At 51.1% G+C, this 22,951-nt stretch carries 20 protein-coding genes; 13 read left to right on the top strand and 7 right to left on the bottom strand.

All coding sequences use genetic code 11. The features are described 5' to 3' along the window. Nucleotides 1-13 precede the first annotated feature (13 nt). From NSU01_RS18885 to NSU01_RS18870, 4 genes are all read left to right on the top strand, one after another. Nucleotides 14-1,120 carry an AbrB family transcriptional regulator gene (locus NSU01_RS18885; RefSeq protein ID WP_076243035.1) on the top strand — a complete coding sequence of 369 codons (1,107 nt, stop codon included), beginning with the start codon at nt 14-16 and terminating at the stop codon, nt 1,118-1,120. A 288-nt stretch (nt 1,121-1,408) separates the two neighbouring features. Further along, nucleotides 1,409-2,038, top strand: coding sequence for a TetR/AcrR family transcriptional regulator (locus NSU01_RS18880; protein ID WP_076243036.1), 630 nt, complete (start codon nt 1,409-1,411; stop codon nt 2,036-2,038). A 35-nt stretch (nt 2,039-2,073) separates the two neighbouring features. Beyond that, entirely contained in the window at nt 2,074-2,952 is an 879-nt protein-coding gene (locus NSU01_RS18875) for a hypothetical protein (protein WP_083705298.1), read from the top strand. 41 nt (nt 2,953-2,993) lie between these two features. Beyond that, nucleotides 2,994-3,479 carry a flavodoxin domain-containing protein gene (locus NSU01_RS18870; protein ID WP_076243037.1) on the top strand — a complete coding sequence of 162 codons (486 nt, stop codon included), beginning with the start codon at nt 2,994-2,996 and terminating at the stop codon, nt 3,477-3,479. A 378-nt stretch (nt 3,480-3,857) separates the two neighbouring features. Here NSU01_RS18870 and NSU01_RS18865 read toward each other — a convergent pair whose 3' ends face one another. After that, on the bottom strand, nt 3,858-4,793 hold the full coding sequence (locus tag NSU01_RS18865; protein WP_076243038.1) for a Gfo/Idh/MocA family oxidoreductase: 936 nt from the start codon (nt 4,791-4,793) through the stop codon (nt 3,858-3,860). Between the two features lie 115 nt (nt 4,794-4,908). Between NSU01_RS18865 and NSU01_RS18860 the strand changes: the two genes are divergently transcribed. Next, on the top strand, nt 4,909-5,868 hold the full coding sequence (locus tag NSU01_RS18860; protein WP_339302327.1) for a WYL domain-containing protein: 960 nt from the start codon (nt 4,909-4,911) through the stop codon (nt 5,866-5,868). A gap of 180 nt (nt 5,869-6,048) precedes the next feature. On the opposite strand, the gene NSU01_RS18855 is transcribed toward NSU01_RS18860, so the two are convergent. Further along, nucleotides 6,049-7,290: an MFS transporter gene (locus NSU01_RS18855; protein WP_076243040.1), complete on the bottom strand. Its 1,242-nt coding sequence runs from the start codon at nt 7,288-7,290 to the stop codon at nt 6,049-6,051. 142 nt (nt 7,291-7,432) lie between these two features. On the opposite strand from NSU01_RS18855, the gene NSU01_RS18850 reads away from it, so the two are divergent. Continuing rightward, nucleotides 7,433-9,208: an ABC transporter substrate-binding protein gene (locus tag NSU01_RS18850; protein ID WP_076243041.1), complete on the top strand. Its 1,776-nt coding sequence runs from the start codon at nt 7,433-7,435 to the stop codon at nt 9,206-9,208. 142 nt (nt 9,209-9,350) lie between these two features. Continuing rightward, nucleotides 9,351-10,337, top strand: coding sequence for a cation diffusion facilitator family transporter (locus NSU01_RS18845; protein WP_076243042.1), 987 nt, complete (start codon nt 9,351-9,353; stop codon nt 10,335-10,337). Between the two features lie 106 nt (nt 10,338-10,443). Here the strand turns inward: NSU01_RS18845 and NSU01_RS18840 are convergent, their stop codons facing one another. Continuing rightward, nucleotides 10,444-10,617: a hypothetical protein gene (locus tag NSU01_RS18840; RefSeq protein WP_179093450.1), complete on the bottom strand. Its 174-nt coding sequence runs from the start codon at nt 10,615-10,617 to the stop codon at nt 10,444-10,446. A gap of 353 nt (nt 10,618-10,970) precedes the next feature. Between NSU01_RS18840 and NSU01_RS18835 the strand changes: the two genes are divergently transcribed. Further along, nucleotides 10,971-12,191 carry an aminotransferase class I/II-fold pyridoxal phosphate-dependent enzyme gene (locus NSU01_RS18835; protein WP_076243043.1) on the top strand — a complete coding sequence of 407 codons (1,221 nt, stop codon included), beginning with the start codon at nt 10,971-10,973 and terminating at the stop codon, nt 12,189-12,191. A gap of 12 nt (nt 12,192-12,203) precedes the next feature. Here the strand turns inward: NSU01_RS18835 and NSU01_RS18830 are convergent, their stop codons facing one another. Further along, the gene (locus NSU01_RS18830) at nt 12,204-13,532 is read right to left on the bottom strand and encodes a PQQ-binding-like beta-propeller repeat protein (protein WP_076243044.1); all 1,329 of its coding nucleotides are present in this window, start codon (nt 13,530-13,532) and stop codon (nt 12,204-12,206) included. A gap of 235 nt (nt 13,533-13,767) precedes the next feature. Between NSU01_RS18830 and NSU01_RS18825 the strand changes: the two genes are divergently transcribed. After that, nucleotides 13,768-14,124, top strand: coding sequence for a hypothetical protein (locus tag NSU01_RS18825; protein ID WP_052770023.1), 357 nt, complete (start codon nt 13,768-13,770; stop codon nt 14,122-14,124). A 127-nt stretch (nt 14,125-14,251) separates the two neighbouring features. On the opposite strand, the gene NSU01_RS18820 is transcribed toward NSU01_RS18825, so the two are convergent. Then, nucleotides 14,252-15,202 (bottom strand): alpha/beta hydrolase, encoded by a 951-nt coding sequence (locus NSU01_RS18820; RefSeq protein WP_076243045.1) that lies wholly within the window; start codon nt 15,200-15,202, stop codon nt 14,252-14,254. A 187-nt stretch (nt 15,203-15,389) separates the two neighbouring features. Continuing rightward, entirely contained in the window at nt 15,390-16,706 is a 1,317-nt protein-coding gene (locus tag NSU01_RS18815) for an amino acid permease (protein ID WP_042137759.1), read from the bottom strand. Between the two features lie 117 nt (nt 16,707-16,823). Here NSU01_RS18815 and NSU01_RS18810 point away from each other — a divergent pair, with 117 nt between their 5' ends. Together NSU01_RS18810 and NSU01_RS18805 are read left to right on the top strand one after the other, a co-directional pair. After that, nucleotides 16,824-17,738, top strand: coding sequence for a LysR family transcriptional regulator (locus NSU01_RS18810; RefSeq protein ID WP_042137757.1), 915 nt, complete (start codon nt 16,824-16,826; stop codon nt 17,736-17,738). Further along, complete coding sequence (locus NSU01_RS18805) at nt 17,735-18,667, top strand: tyrosine-type recombinase/integrase (protein WP_042137755.1); 933 nt, start codon at nt 17,735-17,737, stop codon at nt 18,665-18,667. Before NSU01_RS18810 ends, NSU01_RS18805 begins: the two co-directional genes overlap by 4 nt. 369 nt (nt 18,668-19,036) lie before the next feature. Here the strand turns inward: NSU01_RS18805 and NSU01_RS18800 are convergent, their stop codons facing one another. After that, nucleotides 19,037-19,960, bottom strand: coding sequence for an L-lactate dehydrogenase (locus NSU01_RS18800; RefSeq protein WP_039298976.1), 924 nt, complete (start codon nt 19,958-19,960; stop codon nt 19,037-19,039). Nucleotides 19,961-20,227: 267 nt separating this feature from the next. Here NSU01_RS18800 and NSU01_RS18795 point away from each other — a divergent pair, with 267 nt between their 5' ends. Together NSU01_RS18795 and NSU01_RS18790 are read left to right on the top strand one after the other, a co-directional pair. After that, a complete protein-coding gene (locus tag NSU01_RS18795) occupies nt 20,228-21,613 on the top strand; it encodes an amino acid permease (protein WP_076243046.1) in 1,386 nt (461 codons plus the stop codon). 25 nt (nt 21,614-21,638) lie between these two features. Beyond that, entirely contained in the window at nt 21,639-22,931 is a 1,293-nt protein-coding gene (locus NSU01_RS18790; RefSeq protein WP_076243047.1) for a YCF48-related protein, read from the top strand. Nucleotides 22,932-22,951: the final 20 nt, after the last annotated feature.

The raw sequence follows: 22,951 nt of genomic DNA, 5'->3' as shown, positions 1-22,951 counted from the left end.
AAGAGGATTGTTGATGTCAACCCTATCTGTGACCCGGCGTAAACCGCTATATGTTCTGATGACCCTGATTACCGCGTTGGCTGGCGGGGGCATCTTTATGCTGCTGCATCTCCCGCTGCCTTGGCTGCTCGGCCCAATGATCGCTGTGCTGACCGGTTCCAATCTGCGTAAGCAAGTATATATCTGGCCCGGACAAATACGGAACACCGGGATGATTATCGTCGGCTATACGATTGGTCTCTCGTTGACCGGTTCTGCACTGAATCAAATAGCTTATCAGCTGCCCTCTATGCTGCTTATGACTACGCTTCTGCTGCTGTTCTGCGCCGGAATTGCGGTGATTGTATCTAAGGTGTCGGGAACCAACTACAAGACCATCCTGCTGGGAAGTATCCCCGGCGGCTTAACCCAGATGCTGGTGCTGGCCGAAGAGCCGGAGGATATCAATCTTACGGTTGTAACCGTCATTCAGGTGGTCCGGCTGATGATGATTATTATCTGTGTGCCGCTGCTGATCTACAGTCCCTTGTTTGCCAGCCACGCTGGCGGGGGAGAGAATACACCTCTTCTGGTTGAATCTGCGGCCGGGTGGGGAGGGCTATTCCCAAATATCTTTTATTTTGTCGTCGCTTGTACGGTATGCGGAATTGTAGGCCAAAAGATTAAATTTCCAACCGCCTATCTCCTCGGTCCGGCAATTATTACGGCTATTCTGCAGATCAGCGGTCTTCAGGGTCCCGCGCTTCCGGATGTTCTGATCAATGCCGCGCAGCTGATGATTGGGGTATATGTCGGACTGCTGCTCGATCCGCGTAAGCTGAACAATAAACTGCTGACACTATCGCTGGCTGTAGGCAGCGGGGCAGTGCTCATAGCAGGAGCGTATGGCCTGAGTCTGCTGTTCGCTTATCTGGATTCGGTATCATCAGCAACTGCGCTTCTCAGTCTTGCTCCCGGAGGGATGGATCAGATGAGTCTGATCGCGCATGAGGTAGGGGCGGATTTGCCAACGGTGGCGGGTTATCAGTTATTCCGGACGTTTTTCATCTTTTTTGCGGTTCCGCCGTTGTTCAAATTGATCTTCCGGGAGAAAAAACGCAAGACGGCAGTAGTTAGTTAACATAACTATGATTATGTTAACTAACTGCTGCGTTTGGTCAGCTAAAGCGGAATTGAAGTGAAAAGAGAACTTAAAAAGAGAACTTAAAAGTGAACTTAAAGCAAAGCTTGGGATGCCCTCCGGGGGCTGTCCCGGGCTTTTTCTGCTCGTGCAATGGGTCGATTTCTCAAAATGTAAAAATAATCACATCATTTAAGGTATCCCGGTGCATATAATTTGTATTGAACAGTGTTTTAAAACATTACAGTGTTAAATTAAATAACACCTTGTTAAAGGAGTCTTACAATCATGGGCAAAGAAGAGAGACAAGAGCAGGAACGGAAAGCGATGCGCAATTTAATTCTGACAACGGCTGGTGAACTAGTGGCCGAGAAGGGGATTGAGCAGCTGTCTATCCGCAAGATTGCTGAACGGATGGAGTATTCCGCCGGGATCATTTATCACTATTTTCAGGGAAAAGAGGATATAGTGGAGCAGCTTCTTCAGCAGGGGTACATGAAGTTGATGGGCGGGCTAACAGCCGGATCAGACACTGTGCGGAGTGAAGTATCGGCTGAGGATAACTTAAGCCAGTCGCTGTCACAGTTTATCCGGATGACCACCGCGGAAGGATCACAGTACCGGAATGTGATGCTTAATGATTCGCCTGCTGTACTTAAACATACTGCAGTACTGCATAAAGGGGCTGCACTGGAGCGTAATGCGATCAGCATGCTCTGCAGGACTCTACGCCAATTCAGAGGGATGGCAGCCCGCAAAGAGGAGGAAATTGAACTTACTGCCCAAGTGATCTGGAGTGCGGCATTTGGACTGATCATGAGGCTGAGCGTCGAGAAGAATCTGCCGGAGGAGCAGAAGGAGGCGCTGATTGCCCGGCATATCGAGGCAATGCTGCTTATTGCAGGGAGTCGGGAATGAGTTTTTACGATTATTCGGCTAAGGGGTAGAAGGCGATGGGGTATAGACGGTCAGTTGGCATTTTAACGGGATTAATTATTATCCTTGCGATAGCCGCGTCGGGGTACGGAATACTGTCAGGTCACGGACCGGGGGAGAGAGGGAGTTCTGAATCATTTACCTCAATCCGGGGTGAGAAGGTCGAATTATATGGTAGTGGAATCTATAAAAATGATTCAATTTCCGTCGTTGCCCAGGCCAAAGCCCAGGATGGAGTTACACTGGTACTGGGGGTTCCTTTGCTGCTCGTTTCACTTGTTATGAGCATCAGAGGGCGGGTCAGAGGGCGGCTGCTGTTAGCTGGAGCCTTAGGATATTTTACATATACTTATGCGTCTTACAGCTTCCTGTCTATGTACAATAACCTGTTTCTAATCTATGTAATATTGTTCTCATCAAGCTTATTTGCATGTATTCTGACCCTGCTGTCATTAGAGAAGGAGAAGGTAGAACGATTTTTTAGACCAAGTTTACCGGCACAAAGCATAGGGTTATTCCTGCTTTTCACCTCATTAATGATCATGTTGTTATGGCTGGGCAGGCTTGCTGGTTCTTATCGCCAAGGGACAGCACCCGAAGGGTTGGAGCATTACAGCACATTGGTGATTCAGGCACTCGATTTAGCCATTGTTGTTCCGCTATCTTCAATTACCGGGGTACTGCTCATTCGCAGACGGCCTTATGGTTATCTGCTTGCTTCTGTAGTCATAGTAAAAGCCGCGGCCCTGCTAACCTCCATCACTGCCATGATCATTGGGATGCTGAGGGCGGGAGTAAGTGTATCTACAGTAGAGCTGATAGCGTTTCCTGCCTTTAATTTAGGTGCTATTGTTTGTTTATACCTTGTATTAAGCAATGTACAGGAACCGGGATAGTCTTCAAACCCATTTACCATAGATAAGGAGCGGCGGATAATATGAGTAATAGAACACTGATTTTATATGCAGGCAAGTATGGATGTACCGAGAAAGCGGCATTTCTGTTGAAATCGAGGCTTGGAGAGGCTGAGGCCGTGAATCTAAAGTATGCCAAAGTGCCGGCGCTGGCTGCCTATGACACGGTGATTCTGGGCGGTTCCATCTACTACGGTAAAATACGTAAAGAAATGGCGGCATTCACTTCCAAAAACGTACAGGAGCTGTCGGGTAAGCGGCTCGGGTTATTCATCTGCTCCGGGATGACGGGGGAGAAAGCGGAGCAGGAGCTTCAGCAAGCTTATCCGGAGGTTTTGTACAAGAAGGCACTTGCCAAGGAAATCCTGGGCGATGAGATTTATCCGGAGAGAATTTCAGCACTGGACAAATGGGTTCTGCGGATGGTTAAGGGGAAAGGGAATGAAGCTGGAGCTGGATTATCGATGAATAAGCTCGAAGGATTCGCGCGTGCAATGACAGTGAGTTAGATTGGCTGTAAGCCAACGGCAGGGGCTGGAATGATACAGTTTCTGTAAAAGAGCGGCAGCTAAGGAAATTGATCCTGTGCAAAGAGCTGCCGCTGCATTGATTTTGGGAAGATATAGCATTCAACTCTATCTAGGGTAACATAAATATAATTATGTTAACTAACGATCTGCATGTATCACTAAAAATAACAGACCGTCCCCTATGTATTATACTATTTCAACATGTGAAAAATTCATAATAGGAAAAACTTCACCAATTACTCCACTTTGCTACCACGCTCGCCTGCAAATTCAATACGTACCTATCCACAAACAGATGGAAAAAGGATAAAAATACCACAACCAGCTAAAGAAATCAACAGTATTTATTGCGATTAATTAACGGAGCTCTTCCGTCAATTTTGACGCCATTTCCAGTGACCTCAGCGCATGCTGCAGAGAGAGGATGGAGTCCGTACCGTCCTGCAGACATCGGAGTGCATGGCGTAAGCTTTTTTCATAAGGATTGTTTGGGGTCAATGGAATACTCTCTTTGCCTATAGACGTATATGCGGTTAAGCTGGCCTCTATATCCCCGTTCGCATAACCGACCTCGTGGAACACCAGCTTCGCCTGATCGAAATAAGCTTCATAACCGACGGTAAAAGGATAAGACTCCGGCATCTGAGAAGAGACAATCAGCTGTGCGCTCACCTCAGATTGAAGGAAGGAAGCATGCACCAATGCTTGACCGTCTTTAGCTCCAGAGGTACCCCAGACCGCAGAAGGTGCAGGTAAATCCAGCAGCCATTCGATGAAATCCAGATCATGAATCATCAGATTAGCTGCGATCTTGGAGAGGCCCAGGTCCCCCCATAGCGGTGCCGTTTCCCGGCGCAAGGTGACTTGCAGCAATTTGCCGTATGTAAGCTCTTGAACTGCCTTATATAAGTACTCATAGGCATAATCGAATTTGATGAATTGATTGACCAGAATTCTCCGGCCGTATTGCTGTTCAGCCAAGAGCATCTCCCGTGCATCTTCCGGCTCCAGGGCAACCGGCGTTTCGCAAAATACATGCTTCCCGCGTCTCAGTGCCTCCACAGCATAAGTCTTATGAAGCGCAGAAGGCAGACAGATATCTATTACATCCAACCCGGGATCAGACATTATATCTTCTATAGACAATGTGATCTCTACTCCAAGCTCTTCCTTCAGCTTCAGCAGCTTGGCTTCATTTCGTCCGAAGACGACCACACGGTCTGTAGACTCCAGTTGCTTCAAGATCGATGCATGATAGGCTCCAAAACCTGTTCCCAATATGCCAATATTCATTTACAGCAGCTCCTTAGATTTGATACATTCATCATAACGTCCTATTGTTGACAACAGAGTGGCAAGAATAGAGTTGTGAAATGATGCGTCTTTGAAATGTAGAAAAAGGAGGGATATGATGCGGCTGCACCGCTTGATTGCAATTCTTTTATTGGTTGAATCCAGGGGCAGGATGAAGGCAGCTGCTCTGGCAGAGGCCCTCGAAACGTCCGTCCGCTCCATTTACAGAGATATTGATGTCCTGGCTGAATCGGGCATTCCTCTCGTTACCACAACCGGGCCGAACGGCGGAATTTCATTGATGGAGGGCTATACGGTGAATCTGCGGCGGCTGCATGGCGAAGAGGTGGTTCAGCTGTTTTTGACAGGGATGGGGATGCCAGCAGGCGGTTCGGGCGAGACCGGTATTCTGCTCCAAAATGCTCTGCTGAAGCTCGAAGCAAGCTTGCCCGCTCCTTATCAGGAGGATATCCGTACCGCGCAGAGCCGTTTTCTGTTCGATGATACACCGTGGTGGAGTGATCGGGCGGTAGTGCCATATCTGGAGGCGCTGCGCACTGCGGTGTGGCGAGGCAGACGAATTGAGACGAAGTACCGCAAAATGAATGGAGATCTCTCCTGCCGGAAGCTGCATCCCTATGGACTTGTTGTCAAGCAGGGCGAATGGTATCTGGCCGCTTATTGCGAGGGCGCGGAGGCTGTTCGTACGTTTAAATGCGAGCGGTTTGCCGCGGTGTCGTTAATAGAGGGAACCTATACTATCCCTGAACACTTCTCCCTGCAGGAATACTGGAAGGAAGGAGAGCTTGCCTTCATTAATGCCAGCAAAGCACGGGAAATCTACCCCGTAGTCATCCGCACGCCAGTGCATAATCATGGGATTAGTAAGAGGTTAGAAGTTATGAATACGGAACCAGAGGGGGAATTCCAGATCATCACTGCGAATATGTACGACTATGAGACTGCGTGTGAGAAGGTGCTGCCCTTGCTCGTCCAAGCTGAAATTATGGAACCGGCAGAGCTTAGGGAATACATTAGCAGTCAGGTTCGTATATGGGATAAAATGTATTGTTGAGATTGATATTGTTGTGAAATGGTAACATAATTAATATTATGTTAACTTATTAATAGTGAGTGGTTGTTAAGCAATAGTTCGCGAGTGAATTTATGGTAGCATGTTAGTGTTATAGAGACAGGTAGTCAAAATAATCCCCAGACCTAAGCTTCTCAGCGGGGTCTGGGGATTAGTCATGTCTTAGGCACTTATGTTAGCCTTATTGCCAGCTTCGGCAAGCTCTCTGCTCCGGAGCCTTTTGTGCGCCGTAATCAGGAAAGGCAGACCCAGCGCGGTAGTCAAAGCCAGCGGCACGAATACGGCCGGACCATTCGCCGTACCGAATTGATCGAGCAGCAGGCCTCCCAGAATAGGCGCCATTACATTGCCAAGGTTATTGAAGCCGATGGTGCCGAAATAAGTACCTTTCCACTCCGGACGGGCAATCCGGTCTATCAGCATATCCATCATCGTGAAGAGCAGGACTTCCCCGACTGTGAACAGCACGACACTGAACATAATCAGCGCGACTCCGCCAGGCATGCCAAACAGCAGCAGACTGAGAGCAACGCAGCTATTACCCAGGATCAGAGGAATGACCGGCGGGAATTTGCTGGCTGTACGGACGATCGGATACTGCACAATCAGCACCGTTACCGCATTCAGAGACAGCATGTAGGAGAAGAGCTGTTTGCCATTACTGAAATGGGGGTTGTTCGCCAGATATTGCGCCAGTGTTGAACTGAAGTGCCCATATCCCAGCACGCAGAAGATCGTACCGAGCAGAACGGGCAGGAAGACCTTATCCCTTCCGGTGGTGGACAGCGCTTCAAGCAGCTTCGGTGTACGGGCTTCGCCATGAACCGGCAGGCTGGCACGGTGTACAGAGAATTGCAGGAACAGTACAAGTCCATAGGCGATATAGACGATCCCGGCGATCATGAACGGGAATGTGGATTTGGCTGAGCCCAGCTGCAGGCCAATGATCGGCCCGAATACCACACCCAGATTGACCGCTGCATACCGCAGATTGAAGACCAGCAGCTTGTGATCCGGAGGTGTAATATCCGAGAGTAAAGCCCGCGAGGTCGGTTCGAATACTGCACGGCATAGCCCATTTAGCGTATTGACGAGGAAAAAGACCCATAAATGCTGCGCGGCTGAGAAGCCGAAGAATACGCAGGCCCAGCCGAAAACGGAGACCAGCATAACGATTTTGCGGCCGATCACGTCAGATATGTAACCGCCGTAGAAGCTGATCAGAACACCCGCCAGAGAGCTGACGGCTACCGTAAATCCTGTTTGGGTGGCAGTAGCGCCCAGGACTTGTGTCAGGTAAATCGATAGAAAAGGGATACTCATGGAGGTGACCAGCCGGCCAAACATCGTTCCGATGATAATGGTCCAAGCCAGAGGATGAATGTGCCGCAGATGCTGTTTCATAGAATCAGATGTCTCCTAATCGGGTGATTGAATTTGGCGAATGCTTCTTGATGCTGTATTAAGTATAATTGTATAGATAAAAGGATGAAATAAAAGTGTAAGGATTTCATGTGACTTTTCACCTTTAAAGGAGCCTGGATATATGGACAATAGCAGCATGAATTATCTCTGTTTGGCCGCAGCTTTAGACCCGGCTTTTATCGTACAGCAGCCCATTCCGGTCACTATTGAGCAACTAACCGGCATCCTGTGCTGCACGCCGCGCAATGTAAAGTTTATTCTGCGGAAGCTCGAGGAACAGCAATTGATCACATGGATACCCGGCAGAGGCAGAGGAAATTATTCGCAGCTGACGTTCCTGCGCAGTGTGGACGAGGTGCTGGAGGAGAAGTTTCAGGACATGGTCCATAAAGGCCGGATTAAACCGGCGATCGAGTTAATTAGCCAATATCAGGTCAATGAGCCGCTTAAGGAACGTCTGCTGGCAGTACTCGACAAACAAATGGGCTTCTGGAGTGAGCCGGACTCCACATCCGGGCAGGAGGTGCTGCGGATTTCCCGTAACCGCCCGATGGAGAAGCTGGACCCGGCGATGGTGTACACAGCTTTTGAAACCTATTTGCTGGGGCATATTTGCAGTACATTAATTACCTATGATGCAGAGAATGGCAGCTTTCTGCCTGGGCTGGCGCATACTTGGGAGGCCAATCCGGACAGTACAAGTTACCTGTTCTATTTGCGTAAGGGGGTAAGGTTTCACCACGGGCGGGGGATGACTTCACGGGATGTCAAAGAGACCTTGCAGCGTCTGACCGATCTGAATAGTCCGGCGATCAGCCATTTTAGGGATATCTGTCATGTCGAGCTGGAAAGTGATTATCGAATCCGGTTTGACCTCGTGCAGCCCAATACCTTTTTTCTGCATCTGTTCAGTTCAATCTATATGTCTATTCTGCCTTATGATGTGGATTTCGCCGCTAATCCGGTAGGGACGGGGCCATATCAGGTACTGGATCTGAATGAGGATGTACTGGTGCTAGGCGCATATGACCACTATTACGGAATCCGCCCACTGCTGGACCGGGTAGAAATCTGGTATTTACCGCATTTGGGATCGAGTGTCCGCCAGTATCAGCTTACGGATGCCGGGCACAACCCGCTTCCTGCCGGGGAAGAGCAGGGTCATAGCATTGATTACCCGGCCTTGGGCTGCCGCTATATCCTGTTTAATTTTAGAAGAGAAGGACTTCACCATCAGCAGGCTGTACGGCAAGCGTTACGGATATTGTACAATCAGCCGGCCATGATCCGGGAGCTCGGGGGCAACCGGATTATGCCGGCGGACAGCTTTTTGCCCTGGAAGAGTAATCAGCAGGAGTTCAGAGAGCCATCGCTTGAGGAAGCAAGAGCGCTGCTTCAGGCTGGCGGCTATGGGGGAGAAGTGCTGACGATTGCCTACCGGAGCCGGAAGGAGGATCAGGAGGAGGCTTTATGGCTGCAGGAACGCGGCGGGAGGATCGGACTTAAGCTCCAGCTGCATCCTTTGACCGAATACGATCTCGCAGATATCATGGGCTATGCTGACTTGCTGATTGCCGAAGAGGTGCTGGAGGATGACTGGCAGTGGGGGATGATCAATTATTTCCGCAATGAGTCGAACTATCTGCATGATCTGCTGCTGGATCGTCAGAAACTGGTGCTGCAGCGGGTACTGGAGCATTTCTCCCGACTGCCTGCTGAAAAGCGGGCGGAGCTGCTGGATCTGGCGGAAGACCAATTGCGCGACAACTGCTGGGTGCTCTATGGCTGCCATATGAACAAAAAAGCGCAGCTTAGCCAAAACCTGTTCGGACTGCAGACCGGCTCTTTCGGATTTCTGGATATTTCGAAGCTATGGGTTAAATCGGGATTCCAGTAATTCAACCTCCAACTCACCGCAGCTGATAGAAAATTGCCGCATGGGGTAAATAGATACATAGACCACGGCGGGAGCCGTACGAAATCAGCTGCGGAGGCGTCTGCCGGATTTCGGTATATGAGCTTAAGGAGGCTGCCGGATAATGGAGCAGACAAACGAAAGCATAAGAAGCTTAATCAAGAAGGGCAATAAATCCTCAGGCTCGGCTGCTATCGGCAATACAGGGATTGCCATCGTTAAGGGAATCGCTTTTGCACTGACAGGCAGCGGTTCAATGTTTGCCACAATGATGCATTCGATTGCCGACGCTGTGAATCAGATGTTTGTATTTACAGGCAGTGTGCTGGCTGAGAAAAGACCGACACGCCGCTTCCCGGACGGTTTCGGCCGGGTGATTAACCTATTCTGTATGGTGGCCGTAATTGTCGTGACCATCATGGCGTACGAGACAATGCATGAAGGTTTCCATCTGCTGAAGCATCCGGCTACGGATTCGCAAGGCTACTGGATCAATGTGCTGGTACTTGTGCTGTCGATCGCGGCAGACGGATTCGTCTGGGTTAAGGCGATGAATGAGGTGCTGCATGAATCACGGGTTGAGGCCAAAGGGCTGGGCAAGTTCACGGCTTCCCTCAAAAATGTGAAAAGAGCCGCCCCGCCTACCCGGCTTGTCTACTATGAGGATCTGGTTGCAACCAGCGGCGGGCTGCTCGCTATGATCGCTATTCTGGTAACTGCTTTTACCAACTTCAAGCTGCTGGATGGTGTGAGCAGTATTCTGATTGCCTTCATGATGATCGGGGTGGCCTTCCGTGTAGGCTACGACAACATGGTCGGGTTGATCGGTGTGGCTGCACCGCCGGAGATTGAGGAGCGGGTGGCAAAGATTATTTTTGATGACCCGTGGGTGACGGATATTTATCAGATGCGGATTCTGCAGGAGGGACGTTATTACCACGTAGAAGGACTCATTGAGCTGAAACGGGGATTGACGCTCGCCGATGCCGATGACATTAAGTTCAAGGTAAGGGACAAGCTGCTTGCAGACCCGCATATTTCGGATGTGACGCTCGGCATACTCGAGGATAATGGAATTCAGAACTGGGTACCGCAGCATGAGTTGCAATGAGTCTCTGCTTAAGCTGGAACAGGAGAGAGGGTTTACTTGAAGAAACGGCTGCTTCCCCTAGGGGACAAGCAAGCCGTTTCTTTGTGCAGGCGAAGCCGGGATTAGCTCAGACCGCTGCCTGCTGCTTGCCGTCACATTTCTTGCAGACGGTGAGCTTCTCGCCCGCAGGACCTTTTCCGAAATACAATAGCTTAATACGGGTGCTCCCGCAGATCGGACAGGTGCCTCTTGCTCTGGAAGGAGTGCGCCAGAGTGCTTTGCCGCGCTTGTTTTTGGCCATGATACGTCCCACCTTTGTAATGTATACCCCTATCCTATGCCCAGAGGGAACCTACGGTTCGGCCGGAACTGAAATCATTTGAAAGGAAGTGAGGTCCGTTGAAATAGGGGCTAAAATGGCCGAAATATACCCCGAAAAAACAGCGTATAACATAAATTATACGCTATTTCAGTTCTGAGGGACTTTTATATGAATTCAGGCACTAGTGATCAGCTCAAATAGAGTCAATTTAGTAGAATAATAATATATTAATGTAATATAATCCCATTCGCGAAATTTGCTCAGGCTTTCATGGTTTCTGCACTCTGAACGCATGCTATAATAATTGGAAAACAAATGCTGGAGGTATTGTATTGGTACATAGCAGCCCGGAACATAAATGGAGATCGGACAAGCTGTCTCATCTGGGGTCGTCGATTTTTGCTGAGGTAGCCGCCTGGAAGGCGGAAGCACGAAAGTCTGGATTGGAGGTCATTGATCTCGGGATTGGCAGTCCGGACCGGGCGCCTCTGCCTGAAATCCGTCATGTCTTAAGCGAAGCAGTGCTGCGGGAGGACAGTTATGCTTATCCGGCTTCCAAAGGAAGTGAAGCATTCCGTAAGCAGGCGGCCAAATGGATGAAATGGCGTTTCGATGCTGAAGTTGATCCGGATGAAGAAATCGTATCCCTGATGGGTTCGCAGGACGGACTGGCACATCTCGCACTCGCGGTCTGCAATCCTGGGGATCTGGTGATTGTGCCGGACCCCGGCTATCCGATCTACTCAGGATCACTGGCTATAGCCGGCGTTAGAGCCTGGCCGCTGCCGCTGCTGGAAGTGAATGCGTTCCGGCCCGATCTGGAGAGCATCCCTGATGAGGTATGGCGTGAAGCGGTATTTATATTACTCAGCTTTCCCGGCAACCCGATATCTGTCACGGTAGATCTGGCTTATATGGAGCGGTTAGTGGAGCTTGCTCTTAAATGGGACATGCTGATCATTCATGACCTGGCCTATTCGGAGATGGGCTTCGATGGCTACCGGCCCGTCAGTATCCTTCAGGTACCAGGTGCGATGGATACGGCGGTTGAATTTCATTCCTTCTCCAAAAGCTTCAATATGGCCGGCTGCCGCATCGGCTTCATGACAGGCAATGCTCAGGCCGTCGGGGCACTGCGGGAGCTGAAGAGCAATGTGGATTACGGTGTCTTCGATCCCATCCAGGAAGCGGCAGTCGTAGCGCTGGAGCAGGCGATGACTTCCGGACCGGAGCGGGGAGTGGCTGCACTGTATGAACGCCGCAGGAATGTTTTTGTGGAAGCCTTGGCACGTGAAGGCTGGAGTGTGCCATTGCCGGAAGCAACGATGTTTATCTGGGCGAGGCTGCCGGAGAACTATGGAGTGAACGGTGAAGCCGGAAGATCACAGAGCTTCGCTCAAGAACTGCTGCTGAAGACCGGGGTTGCGGTAATTCCCGGAAGTGCTTTTGGGAGCCAGGGAGAGGGTTTCGTCAGAATAGCGCTGGTTGAGGATGAAGAGCGGCTTCTGGAAGCCGCCCGGAGGATAGGGGAGTTTCTGCGTACGAACGTTTAAACTTCGCGTATGTTACTGATATTCTTGTGGCAGGGCAACGGCTAAGATATGGTGTTCAGTAGGAATCAGCGCGGTTCCATGATCGATGGTTATATTGCCGAAGTATGGATACTTTGAACCGCTGTTGATCATCCCCAGCAGTGCGCCGGTATCGGAATGGTTAATCGAGATATAGCCATTCTTGTAAATGGCGAATACAGCCTTGCCAACGCGCTGCAGGTGCTCCACCTTGTCTGCCGGATGATCGAAAGCAACGACATTATCATTCGCGAGGTTAATTCCGCTAAGCAGTGTCTCATGCTGGAAGAAGGCCATTCCTTCCGCGGGACCGGCCAGCCAGTTGCCGAAGCTAGCATAGCTTGTGGGGGCCGTATTGGTATCCGCTCCACGCTTAAAGCGCGTAAGAGTATATCCATCCTGGTCGAGATTGCCGTCTGCCGTATAAACATAAGAGTTCTGGATGGAGGTAGCAGCACTCCCCAATCTGGAGATGTCGTCCAGCAGATTATAGTTTTCCCGGCCGGAGATCTTGCCTGTAGCGGGATTCAGCTGTACCAGAGTCAGCTGGTAACCCGGCACGGCCGTTGCCGTATTCCCCGCTGCAGTCTTTGCCTGCTCACGGAGTAATAGTTGTCCATTCTGATAAGTTACATAACTATATAACCCCTCAATTCTCCACAGCCGCTTCCCGGTAGCCGGATCAAGGCCGTAGAATTGGGTGCGGATGTTATCGACCGTGCTGGAAACGACAAACACACCTGAATATTCTCCATAAATAGTCCCCGCATACATAGGAATATTCTTATTCTCCCATACTTTCTTTCCGGTAACCGGGTTATAGGCCGCGACAACGCCGTACTCATTGGCAAAATAGACTTTTCCGTTAATCAGGCGGGCCTGTGCCCCAATCTCTATAGGCCGCTCCGACACCTTAACCTTCCAGATCAGCTTTCCGGTTGCAGCGGATACTTTGACGAGCTGTTCCTGATTGTCGATGAAGAATACGGAGTTATTCGTGACGATTTGCGGATGCGCCCCCTGTTTATAGGACCACTGAACTTTGCCGGAGGCTATATTTTTGGCGTAAAGCGTATTGTTGATGTCTGAGTAGTAGAGAATCCCGTTCATAATAGGCGGCTTGCTGTCATACATGCCCATGCCATCCGTGGCTACTTGCCACTTCAGCGGCAGCAGCTTGTCTTTGGAGACCGCAATGACTGCATTGTTCGTGGAAGCAGCGTATACTGTACCCGGCAAGAGGTCTGCTGAAGAGAGAGCGGTGAGGGATGAGAGCAGGGAAAGGGCGAGTAAACTGGTGAGGATGGGTTTCATTGGCGGCATCTGAGTCATCTCCTTGATGTGTCTTGTACTAAATAGTAAGACGCCGGGAGCAAGGATTGGTTGCTAAAATAAGGAAGACAATATTGTAACCGTAGGTACAGCCACAACGATAACCATAATCATAACTACAATCATAACAATAACGTAACATAACATACATTATGTAAACTAGGTAATTCGCTGAGCGGTATTTAGGGTAATAAGGAGCAACTACAGTTATCAGGAGGTTGCCTTTATGGGATTCAATTTCGGAGGCTTTGGCGATAAAATACAAGGATTAGTGGATACGTTCAAAGAGGGCGGAGTCGGTGAGCTGCTGCAAAAGCTTCCGCTAGACCAGCTGCCTGTCGATCAATTGCTGGAGAAGCTGCCGCTGGATCAATTGTTGTCGGGTTCTTTTCTGCAAAAGTTCACACCGTTCGAATCATTGACGGAGCTTCTGCAAAGCGGGGGATTCTCTGCCGGATCAGCAGAGGAGCTGAAATCGCTGCCGCAGGATCAGCTGAACGAGCATGTCACGAAAACTACCTCCTTCAGCTCACTGAAGGACATGCTGGTCAAAGCGGCGGAGTTCTATTCCCAGCGGAAGTAGCGCGTTTATCTCCATAATTAGACCAGCGGGAACTAGTCTAATTCAATAAAACAGCGGCAGCTCCGGATGTATATCATCCATGGCTGCCGCTGTTTTCATTATGTGATTTCGTATTTTAACGTAATCTCTATTGCTTGAGCCAGGCCGTTGCCAGCAGCAGGGCCCCTTTTTTGGCATGGGTCTCTGCCAGGGCGTTAAGCATCACGAAGTCGTGGATGATGCCCTGGAACCGCACTGCCGTAACCGGCACTCCTGCTTCGCGGAGTTTGGCGGCGTAGGCTTCGCCCTCATCCCGCAGCACATCTGCTTCGCCGGTGATGATTAAGGCTTCCGGCAGACCGCTCAGCTGCTCCAGGCTGGCCCGCAGCGGGGACGCGGTAATCTGTGCCCGCTCCTCCGGATCAGTGGTATACTGATCCCAGAACCATTTCATGCCGGTGCGCTGCAGGAAATATCCTTCGGCGAACAGGTGATATGATTCTGTATCGAAGGCTGCATCGGTCACCGGATAGAACAGCAGCTGCTTGGAGATTGCCGGGCCGCTGCGTTCCTTGGCCATAAGTGTGATGGCCGCAGTCATATTGCCGCCAACGCTGTCTCCGGCAACGCTAAGCTTGGACGTATCCAGCCCGTAAGTGGAGCCTTCTTGGGCAATCCATTCCAGTACAGCGTAGATTTCTTCAATGGCTGTAGGGTATTTGGCTTCGGGAGAGAGGCTGTACTCCGGGAAAACGACGGCAGCTTCGGCACCGACGGCCAGCTCGCGGATTAAGCGGTCATGCGTATGGCTGTTGCCGAATACCCAGCCGGCTCCATGAATATAGAGTATGACCGGGAGAGAAGTAGAAGCGGAGCCGATAGGACGGACAATTCGTACCTTCACCTCACCACCAGGGCCGCCGGATACCGTCAGATCCTGGATATCGGCTTCGGGCTTGAATATTTCACTGGATTGGACTGTATTTACCGTTTCGCGGCCTTTCTCAGGCCCAAGGTCGGGCAGAAAGGGAGGCTCGGAGTTGTCATCAGCGAATTTCTGGGCTGCAGGTTCGAGAACAATCTTCTTGTCTTCTGGCATGGTTTACAGTCTCCTTCTTAGATCTGATTTAGGTCAGGCTCTCCTTCATCCATAACCATCTGACACTTTTCTGAAACGTAAAGCGAACGGAAGCTCTGGTCAAGGGCTGGAAACTCCGCCGCTCATATAGATAAACAGGCTGCATCCTCAAATAAGGAGGAGTGCAGCCTGTTTCTTATAAGCGCCCTTATAATGCGCGCCGGGAAATCTTTTCAGCATCACTGGCTACAGGAATATTTCCTGCACGTTTACGTCCCTGTCTTAAATAATCCACCAGAACAAACAACAGTGTAATCAGCAGTGGATACATGATCGCCCAGCCTGTAAACGGAAACACGGCTAACGTAGCGGCAAAAGAAATCCAGCTGATCGTTACGCCTGCCCGGCTGCCACGCAAGAGGCGGATTCCTGCAGCACAACCGCCAATATAGGTGAGGATGAAGGTGGCATTGGGAAATTTAATCAGTGTCGTAATCGAGAGCAGGCCACTGCCGTAGAGCGATAATACTGCTGTGAAGCAGAGGGTCAGGAAGCCGATCGCTCCCACAGGTGTCTGATAGCGGTCTGATAAGCGGCCCATCCATTTCGGGGCATAGCTCTGCCGTGACAAGGCATAAGCTACGCGTGATGCAGCGCTTGAATAGGCGATGATCGTCGCCGTACAGATGAAAAGTCCGGTGAGTCCGGCAATGAATCCGCCCCAGGCTCCAAGCGGCTGGCTGATGATCCAGACCAGTGAAGAGTCGGCACCTCCGCGCAGATAGCTCTGCGTACCGACTGTAGCGAGTGCCGAGAGGAAATAGAGGACTCCGACAATGACCGCAGCGATGGTGACACCCTTGACCGCAGCGCGCTGCGGGTCCTTGAATTCTTCAGACAGATGTGAAACGGCCTCCCAGCCGATGAAGCACCAGAAGAGAATCGCTGCTGCCTGCCCAACGCTCATCCAGCCATGCGGAACAAATGGGGTGAAGTGAATACTCTCCATTCTTGGCAGAGCCGCAGCAAAAGAGAAGACCAGTACGGCAACAATCGCGATAACCACGGCGATCTGCACTTTACCGGCAACCTTCATGCCGATCCAGTTGACAATCAGGCCAATGGCCAGCATTCCTGCAGCGATGGCAATTCTGGCCGGATCGCCCCAGCCCATGGCGGCTGTCATATAGCCCGCTCCGGTCAGTGCAGCGACAGGACCGCCAATCGGCACGGACATGAGGAAGAACCAGCCAACCAGTGCGCCTGCCTTCGGGCCGAAGGCCAGGGTGACGAAATGGGATACCCCGCCGGCATTAGGGAATTTGGCCGAGAGCAGACCCATGGACAGCGCAAGCGGGAGAATCAACAGGGTCATGAATCCCCAGGCCAGCAGCGAAGCGGGACCAGCCATCTCCGCTGCCAGTCCGGGTACGATTAACACACCTGAGCCGAGGACGGCTCCTATGTACAGGGCAATAGCCTGCGGCATCCCGATATTCCGTTGTAATGATTTATTTTCCTTCATATAAATAGTCCCGCTTTCCTTGTATTTAAATATAGAGTATCAGATAATAGATCCATTGGAAAAACGGAATTATCGAATGGAATCCATTCGAATAACCGATAGGTTGAAGGAGGTACTATGGAGTCTAAGCATCTGTTCACCTTTCTCGTTGTAGTTGAGACCGGCAGCTTTACCCGCGCAGCCCAGAAGCTTGATTACGCCCAGTCCAGCATTACCGCACAGATTCAGGCGCTGGAGGCAGAACTGGAGCAGCCCCTGTTTGACCGGATCAGCAAAAAGATCATTCTCACCGATGCCGGCCGCCGCCTCCTGCCGTATGCCCAGGAAATCTCCAAGATGCACACGATGGCCGAGAACGCCCTGCGGTCGGAGACGGAAATATCCGGTTCGCTGCGGATTGGTGCACCTGAATCTTTGGCGGCCTTCCGCCTCCCGGGGATTATTAAGGAATTCCGCAGCCGGCATCCGCAGGTGCAGATTACGCTGAAGCCGGGAGCCTGCTGGGAGCTGACGGAATTCGTCCGCTCAGGAGAGCTTGATCTGGCCTTTCTTCTCCAACCGGAGACGGAGTATAAGGAGATGTACTGTGACACGCTGATCCATGAAGCGATGACGCTGGTCGCTCCACTGGATCACCCGCTGCTGGAATTGGAAGAAGTAGAACCGCTGCATCTTAAAAATGTAACGATTCTGCATACGGAAACAGGCTGCACCTATCGTACCTTATTTGAGCGCCATCTGAACAGCCATGGAGTGTTCCCAGATCCGAATCTGGAGTTCTGGAGCATTGAAGCGATCAAGCAATGCGTAATGGCAGGACTCGGTATCTCATTCCTGCCGATGATTACGGTCCGCAGGGAATTAGCGGAAGGCAAGCTGGGCCGGCTGAACTGGAATGATGATTCCCAGCGGGTGGCAACCCAAATTGCCTATCACAGCAAAAAGTGGAAATCCCCGGCGTTAAGTGAGTTTCTTGGAACGGTACAGAAGCATGCTGTAATGTGGAGGGAAGAGGAGGAGCACAGGGCATGAATGAGCCGGAGCTTGAATATGAAGAAGAGCTGGATGCCTTTCTGATCTGGATGAAGGACGCCGGCTACACAGCATATACCCAGAAATCCTATCTTGCTGATGCACGGGAATTTCTGGGCAGTCTGAATGGGCGGGAGCTGGGTACTGTCAAAAAACTGCAGGTTGTCTCCTATCTGACTTCTGTGCGGGAACGCGGGGTAAGTGATGCGACACGTAACCGCAAGCATGCCTCAATAAGCTGCCTCTTCAAGGCACTGACGGAGCTGGAGCTGCTGAATATCAACCCGGCCGCCGGAATCAAGAAGTCCAAGACTGAAAAAAACCGTGAGCCGGTCTATCTGGATGAACAAGACCTGCAGCGGTTTCTGTCAGCGGTAGACGGCAAATACAGAAGCCGCAATCTGGCTGTTTTTTTGCTGATGTCGTATATGGGTCTGCGGGTAGGAGAAGTACATACGCTGAATCAGAGTGATTATAATGTAGAGAGACGTTCACTGCGTGTCTTCGGCAAAGGACGCAAATGGCGCAATGTCCCGGTTCCTGAGGATATTGCCCCGTATCTTGACGAGGCGCTGAAGGACCGTCTTAATCCTTGGCACAGCAAGGAGGAGGCGATGTTCATCTCGCAAAAAGGCCGCCGGCTCTCCATCCGCGGCATCCAAGGGATTGCTGCAGATACATTCAGCCGCTTCCAGAGTGAAGTGCCTTTGTCCCAGCGCCGGCCGTACTCCAGCCACAAGCTGCGGCACTCCTTTGCCACCATGCTGCTGCGTAAGGGAGCGGATCTGCGCACGGTGCAGGAGCTGCTGGGCCATTCCTCGATCCAGACGACCACTGTATACACACATATTACGAGCCGTGAGAAGGAAGAAGCTATGTCCAGACTGCAGATCGGCATGCCGTATAAGACAGGCAGCGGTGACTCGTGAACCTGGGGCTAACAGCGTCAATACACACTATGAACTTTTGTTCAAAACATAACGCATAAATCACACGGAATGTGCATTTTTATAATGACAACACCGCCATGAATTGCTACCATGAGAAGGGGTTATTATTCAGGGTAGAAGGCGGAGAGGGACAAGCCTCGAAGTCGTAGACACAACGATTAGACCATGGATAAAAGAAATCGATAAGCTGGACAGCAATTCTGACTTTAATTGGTTAACGCGTCTGTGCACGTCTGATGGTAAGGCGGGCTGGAGAAGAAGCAGAGTCTGAATCTTGAATCTCTTCCTATAAGTAAAATAGCCGCCAATCCTCAGAGGATTGGCGGCAGGCTTGTCCACACACGGAGATTACAGCTCCAGCTTGGCAATCTCACTTTTGAGCTTATCAGCGGATTGCTGGAACAGAAGCTGTTCTTCGTCACTGAGCGGAAGATCAAGTACTTCACGCACGCCGGAACGGTCTACGACACATGGAGCGCCAAGGAACACGTCTGATACGCCGTTGTAGTTGTTCAGCAGTGTGGAGACATTCAGGACGGAGCCTTCATTGTTCAGGATGGACGCAACAATCCGGTCCAGTGCCAATGCGATGGCATAGGAGGTAGAGCCCTTGGCATCTATGATCTCGTAGGCGGCATTCTTGGTGTCCTCAAAGATCTCATCACGTTCCGCTTCATCGAAGCCCAGGTCAATTCCCGCGACATTGGCGAGACTCCAGACCGGCAGCTCGGAATCGCCATGTTCACCGATGATTTGTCCATGAATACTGCGCGGATCGATTTCCTTATGAAGCCCAATCAGGTAACGGAAGCGGGCGCTGTCCAGTACAGTACCGGAACCGATAACCCGTCTGCGGTCGAAGCCGCTGATCTTCAAGGTGGCATAGGACAGAATATCGACCGGATTTGTGGCAATCAGCAGGATAGCGTGATGATTGTATTTCGTGATTTTTTGGATGATATCTTTGAAGATCGAGATGTTCTTGCGCAGCAGGTCGATCCGGGTTTCACCAGGCTTCTGGGAGGCTCCGGCAGTGACGATGATGATGTCGGCTTCCTTGCAGTCCTCATAGGTGCCGGCCCACAGCTTCACACCGCCGACAAATGGCATGCCATGGTTCATATCCAGCGCTTCACCAAGCGCCTTCTGATGGTTCACATCGATGAGTACTAGTTCGGGCATGCGCTTACGCAGCAGCAGCGTATAGGCTGTCGTGGTTCCGACTGCACCGGTGCCGATCACTACGACACGATTGGGCTTAAATGGGGCCATTGTTAGATCTCCTCCAGCTTTCGAATTTTGAAATATAAGGGTTTATAAGTTAAACGCCATCATTCATCCTTATATTTCTCGCTGAAACGGTACCGTCCTATATAAGGAAGGCAGAGCCGTTTCCACTTGCGGTCCAATCTTATCCATCATAATCTCTAGGGATAGTGTTTTCAAGCTGTCCGCTTTTAATCCATTACCCCAAAACGGGCATGCTAACAATGTATTTCTTATTATCCACTCAACCACTTGACAGGAGCGAATTTCAGAATGGATTTATTCCGCAAAAAACCGCTGGCTATTCCCCAGAATACCGGAGCGGAGAAACTTAGCAAGACACTGGGTGCAATGGATCTGACCATGCTCGGTGTAGGGGCCATTATCGGCACCGGAATTTTTGTAATGACGGGAGTGGCTGCTGCGGAGCATGCCGGACCGGGACTTGTGCTGTCCTTCATCATCGCCGGCTTTGCCTGTGTGTTATCCGCACTGTGTTACTCCGAATTTGCTTCCACACTGCCGGTATCCGGCAGCGCTTATGCATACAGCTATGTCGCCTTCGGGGAACTGCTGGCCTGGATTCTCGGATGGGATCTGGTGCTTGAATACGGCGTAGCCGCAGCGGCGGTAAGCAGCGGGTGGTCCGGTTATTTCCAGGGACTTCTGGAAGGCTTCGGCATTCATTTGCCCACCGCTTTGTCAGGGGCGTATAATGCAGATAAAGGAACCATTATTAATTTACCCGCAGTTGTCATTATTCTGCTGATCTCTTACCTGCTGACACGCGGGGTCAAGGAGACCGCCCGTTTCAATGCAGTGATGGTTGTGATCAAAATCTCGGTGGTGCTGCTGTTTATCGTCACCGGTATATTCTATGTGAAGCCGGAGAACTGGACGCCATTCCTGCCGTTTGGTTTCCATGGTGTGGTGAATGGTGCGGCAACCGTATTTTTTGCCTATATCGGATTTGATGCCATCTCGACTGCTGCCGAAGAAGTGAAGCGTCCGCAGCGCGATCTGCCGATCGGTATTATCTCGTCGCTTGCGATCTGTACCGTACTCTATATCGCCGTATCCTTGGTACTTACGGGGATCGTGCCTTATCAGAACCTCAATGTAAGTGATCCGGTATCGTTCGCCCTGCGGTTCGTTGACCAGAATATGATCGCCGGTCTGATCTCTGTAGGTGCCATTGCCGGGATGACTACCGTGCTGCTGGTAATGCTGTTCGGACAAACCCGTCTGCTGTTTGCCATTTCCCGAGACGGATTGCTGCCGCAGAGCTTGTCCAAGGTCAGCCCCAAAACACATACGCCAGTGCGCAGCACATGGATGGTCGGCGGACTGATTGCCGTTCTTACCGGCTTCGTCCCGCTTGACCGGCTGGCCAATCTGACCAGTATCGGGACCTTATTCGCCTTCCTGGTGGTTTCGCTGGGTGTTATTGTGCTCCGCCGTACGAAAACAGATCTCATAAGAGGCTTCAAGGTTCCTTGGGTTCCGTTCATTCCGCTCCTTAGTGCGGCAACCTGCGGTTATCTAATGTATAATCTGGGAAGAGAAACCTGGATTGGCTTCCTGATCTGGCTTGCGGTAGGACTGCTAATCTATGGTCTGTACGGATACAAACGCAGTAATTTAAATACGAAGAAATAACGATTAACGGGAAGAGGAGAGAGCATTGTCATCCACAGCTTCAGGTTACAAGGTTCTGAGAAGGGTGCTGCTGCTTCTCCTGACCTTACTTATTCTCTCGGCTTGTTCTTCTGCTCCTGCTCCCGAGCCTTCCCAGCCCCCGCAGCCGACGGAAGCGCCGGAAGAAGGGCAGATGATTACGGTCATCACACCGGATGCCAAGAACGTCGATAATGAGAATGCCCCGAAATATCAGATTCAGACCCGGCTGACAGACTTCAGGCTGCTTAACCCGTCAGCGGGAATAGCCTGGGGTGTCACCAAAAATGAGCTGCGCATGTATATGACCCTTGATAACGGCAAAACCTGGGCCAATATCTCGCCGGCTACGACTGTGCAGTTTCTGAGCAACCCGGTGTATGGCAAAGAGATTTTCTTCACCGATCCCAGCAACGGCTGGATTATACGAAGCTCTTTCGGCACGACCGAGACCGTGGTGCTGCGCACAACAGATGGGGGACACACCTGGAAAGTTTCTGCTTTTCCTGACACCAACACCTTGTCTTCGTTCTACTTCAGTTCACCGTCCCATGGCTGGCTGATGACTTCATGGGATGCCAGCTCCACCAAAGAGAGCAAAGCCTTGTATGCTACGCAGGACGGCGGGGCAACCTGGGCCCTGGTCATGCAGAATGAGCAGTATAATCCGAATCTGCCTAACAATACAATTCCGCTGCCGGGCGTTACGACCGGAATGATATTTAAGGACGGGAGCCGCGGATTCGTAACGCTTCAGACCGGGGCACTGCCTAAGATCTATGTCACCAAAGACGGCGGGGCAACCTGGGCGGCAGGCTCTGAATTTCTGGTCAACGAGAGCTTTGGAGGCTGTGACCGGGTCATTGCCGGTGAACCTGAATTCTTCGGTACGGATCATACAGGCGGATGGCTGTCTGTAGGTTGTCAAAAAGAAAAAGAGGCCAGCATGACCTACAACGGCTATTTCACTGCAAACGGGGGAGAAAACTGGAAGTTTATCAGCTTCAGCCGGCCGGCGTTGACGGGAATTAACCGGCATGTGGCACCTGAATTCCTCAGCTCGCAGGCGGGCTGGTCTTTAGAGGGGAACCTGTTGTACAAGACGATGAATCAGGGACAGACCTGGACGGCACTTCCGGCCAGCAGTGTACTGCAGTCCAAGCTGCTGGAATACCCGGAAGTAGTGAAGCTGCAATTCATCTCGGATGATGTAGGCTGGCTGCTGATCCAGAAGGAAGAGGACCGCAGATCTATCCTGCTGCAGACTACGAATGGCGGAGTGAGCTGGCGGGTTATGTAAAGGTAATTAAGAGGTTGTCC

It is taken from the genome of Paenibacillus sp. FSL H8-0259 (assembly GCF_037963255.1).
Lineage (GTDB): Bacteria > Bacillota > Bacilli > Paenibacillales > Paenibacillaceae > Paenibacillus_AQ > Paenibacillus_AQ phytohabitans.
This window is presented reverse-complemented; position numbering and strand designations above follow the sequence as displayed.

What these genes read in the sequence shown, in the direction of transcription:
- NSU01_RS18805 (WP_042137755.1), top strand. Translation starts at nt 17,735, where the DNA reads ATGAATGAGCCGGAGCTTGAATATGAAGAAGAGCTGGATGCCTTTCTG.
- NSU01_RS18875 (WP_083705298.1), top strand. Translation starts at nt 2,074, where the DNA reads ATGGGGTATAGACGGTCAGTTGGCATTTTAACGGGATTAATTATTATC.
- NSU01_RS18865 (WP_076243038.1), bottom strand. Translation starts at nt 4,793, where the DNA reads ATGAATATTGGCATATTGGGAACAGGTTTTGGAGCCTATCATGCATCG.
- NSU01_RS18845 (WP_076243042.1), top strand. Translation starts at nt 9,351, where the DNA reads ATGGAGCAGACAAACGAAAGCATAAGAAGCTTAATCAAGAAGGGCAAT.
- NSU01_RS18880 (WP_076243036.1), top strand. Translation starts at nt 1,409, where the DNA reads ATGGGCAAAGAAGAGAGACAAGAGCAGGAACGGAAAGCGATGCGCAAT.
- NSU01_RS18840 (WP_179093450.1), bottom strand. Translation starts at nt 10,617, where the DNA reads ATGGCCAAAAACAAGCGCGGCAAAGCACTCTGGCGCACTCCTTCCAGA.
- NSU01_RS18795 (WP_076243046.1), top strand. Translation starts at nt 20,228, where the DNA reads ATGGATTTATTCCGCAAAAAACCGCTGGCTATTCCCCAGAATACCGGA.
- NSU01_RS18885 (WP_076243035.1), top strand. Translation starts at nt 14, where the DNA reads ATGTCAACCCTATCTGTGACCCGGCGTAAACCGCTATATGTTCTGATG.
- NSU01_RS18820 (WP_076243045.1), bottom strand. Translation starts at nt 15,202, where the DNA reads ATGCCAGAAGACAAGAAGATTGTTCTCGAACCTGCAGCCCAGAAATTC.
- NSU01_RS18815 (WP_042137759.1), bottom strand. Translation starts at nt 16,706, where the DNA reads ATGAAGGAAAATAAATCATTACAACGGAATATCGGGATGCCGCAGGCT.
- NSU01_RS18860 (WP_339302327.1), top strand. Translation starts at nt 4,909, where the DNA reads ATGATGCGGCTGCACCGCTTGATTGCAATTCTTTTATTGGTTGAATCC.
- NSU01_RS18850 (WP_076243041.1), top strand. Translation starts at nt 7,433, where the DNA reads ATGGACAATAGCAGCATGAATTATCTCTGTTTGGCCGCAGCTTTAGAC.
- NSU01_RS18870 (WP_076243037.1), top strand. Translation starts at nt 2,994, where the DNA reads ATGAGTAATAGAACACTGATTTTATATGCAGGCAAGTATGGATGTACC.
- NSU01_RS18810 (WP_042137757.1), top strand. Translation starts at nt 16,824, where the DNA reads ATGGAGTCTAAGCATCTGTTCACCTTTCTCGTTGTAGTTGAGACCGGC.
- NSU01_RS18830 (WP_076243044.1), bottom strand. Translation starts at nt 13,532, where the DNA reads ATGCCGCCAATGAAACCCATCCTCACCAGTTTACTCGCCCTTTCCCTG.
- NSU01_RS18825 (WP_052770023.1), top strand. Translation starts at nt 13,768, where the DNA reads ATGGGATTCAATTTCGGAGGCTTTGGCGATAAAATACAAGGATTAGTG.
- NSU01_RS18800 (WP_039298976.1), bottom strand. Translation starts at nt 19,960, where the DNA reads ATGGCCCCATTTAAGCCCAATCGTGTCGTAGTGATCGGCACCGGTGCA.
- NSU01_RS18855 (WP_076243040.1), bottom strand. Translation starts at nt 7,290, where the DNA reads ATGAAACAGCATCTGCGGCACATTCATCCTCTGGCTTGGACCATTATC.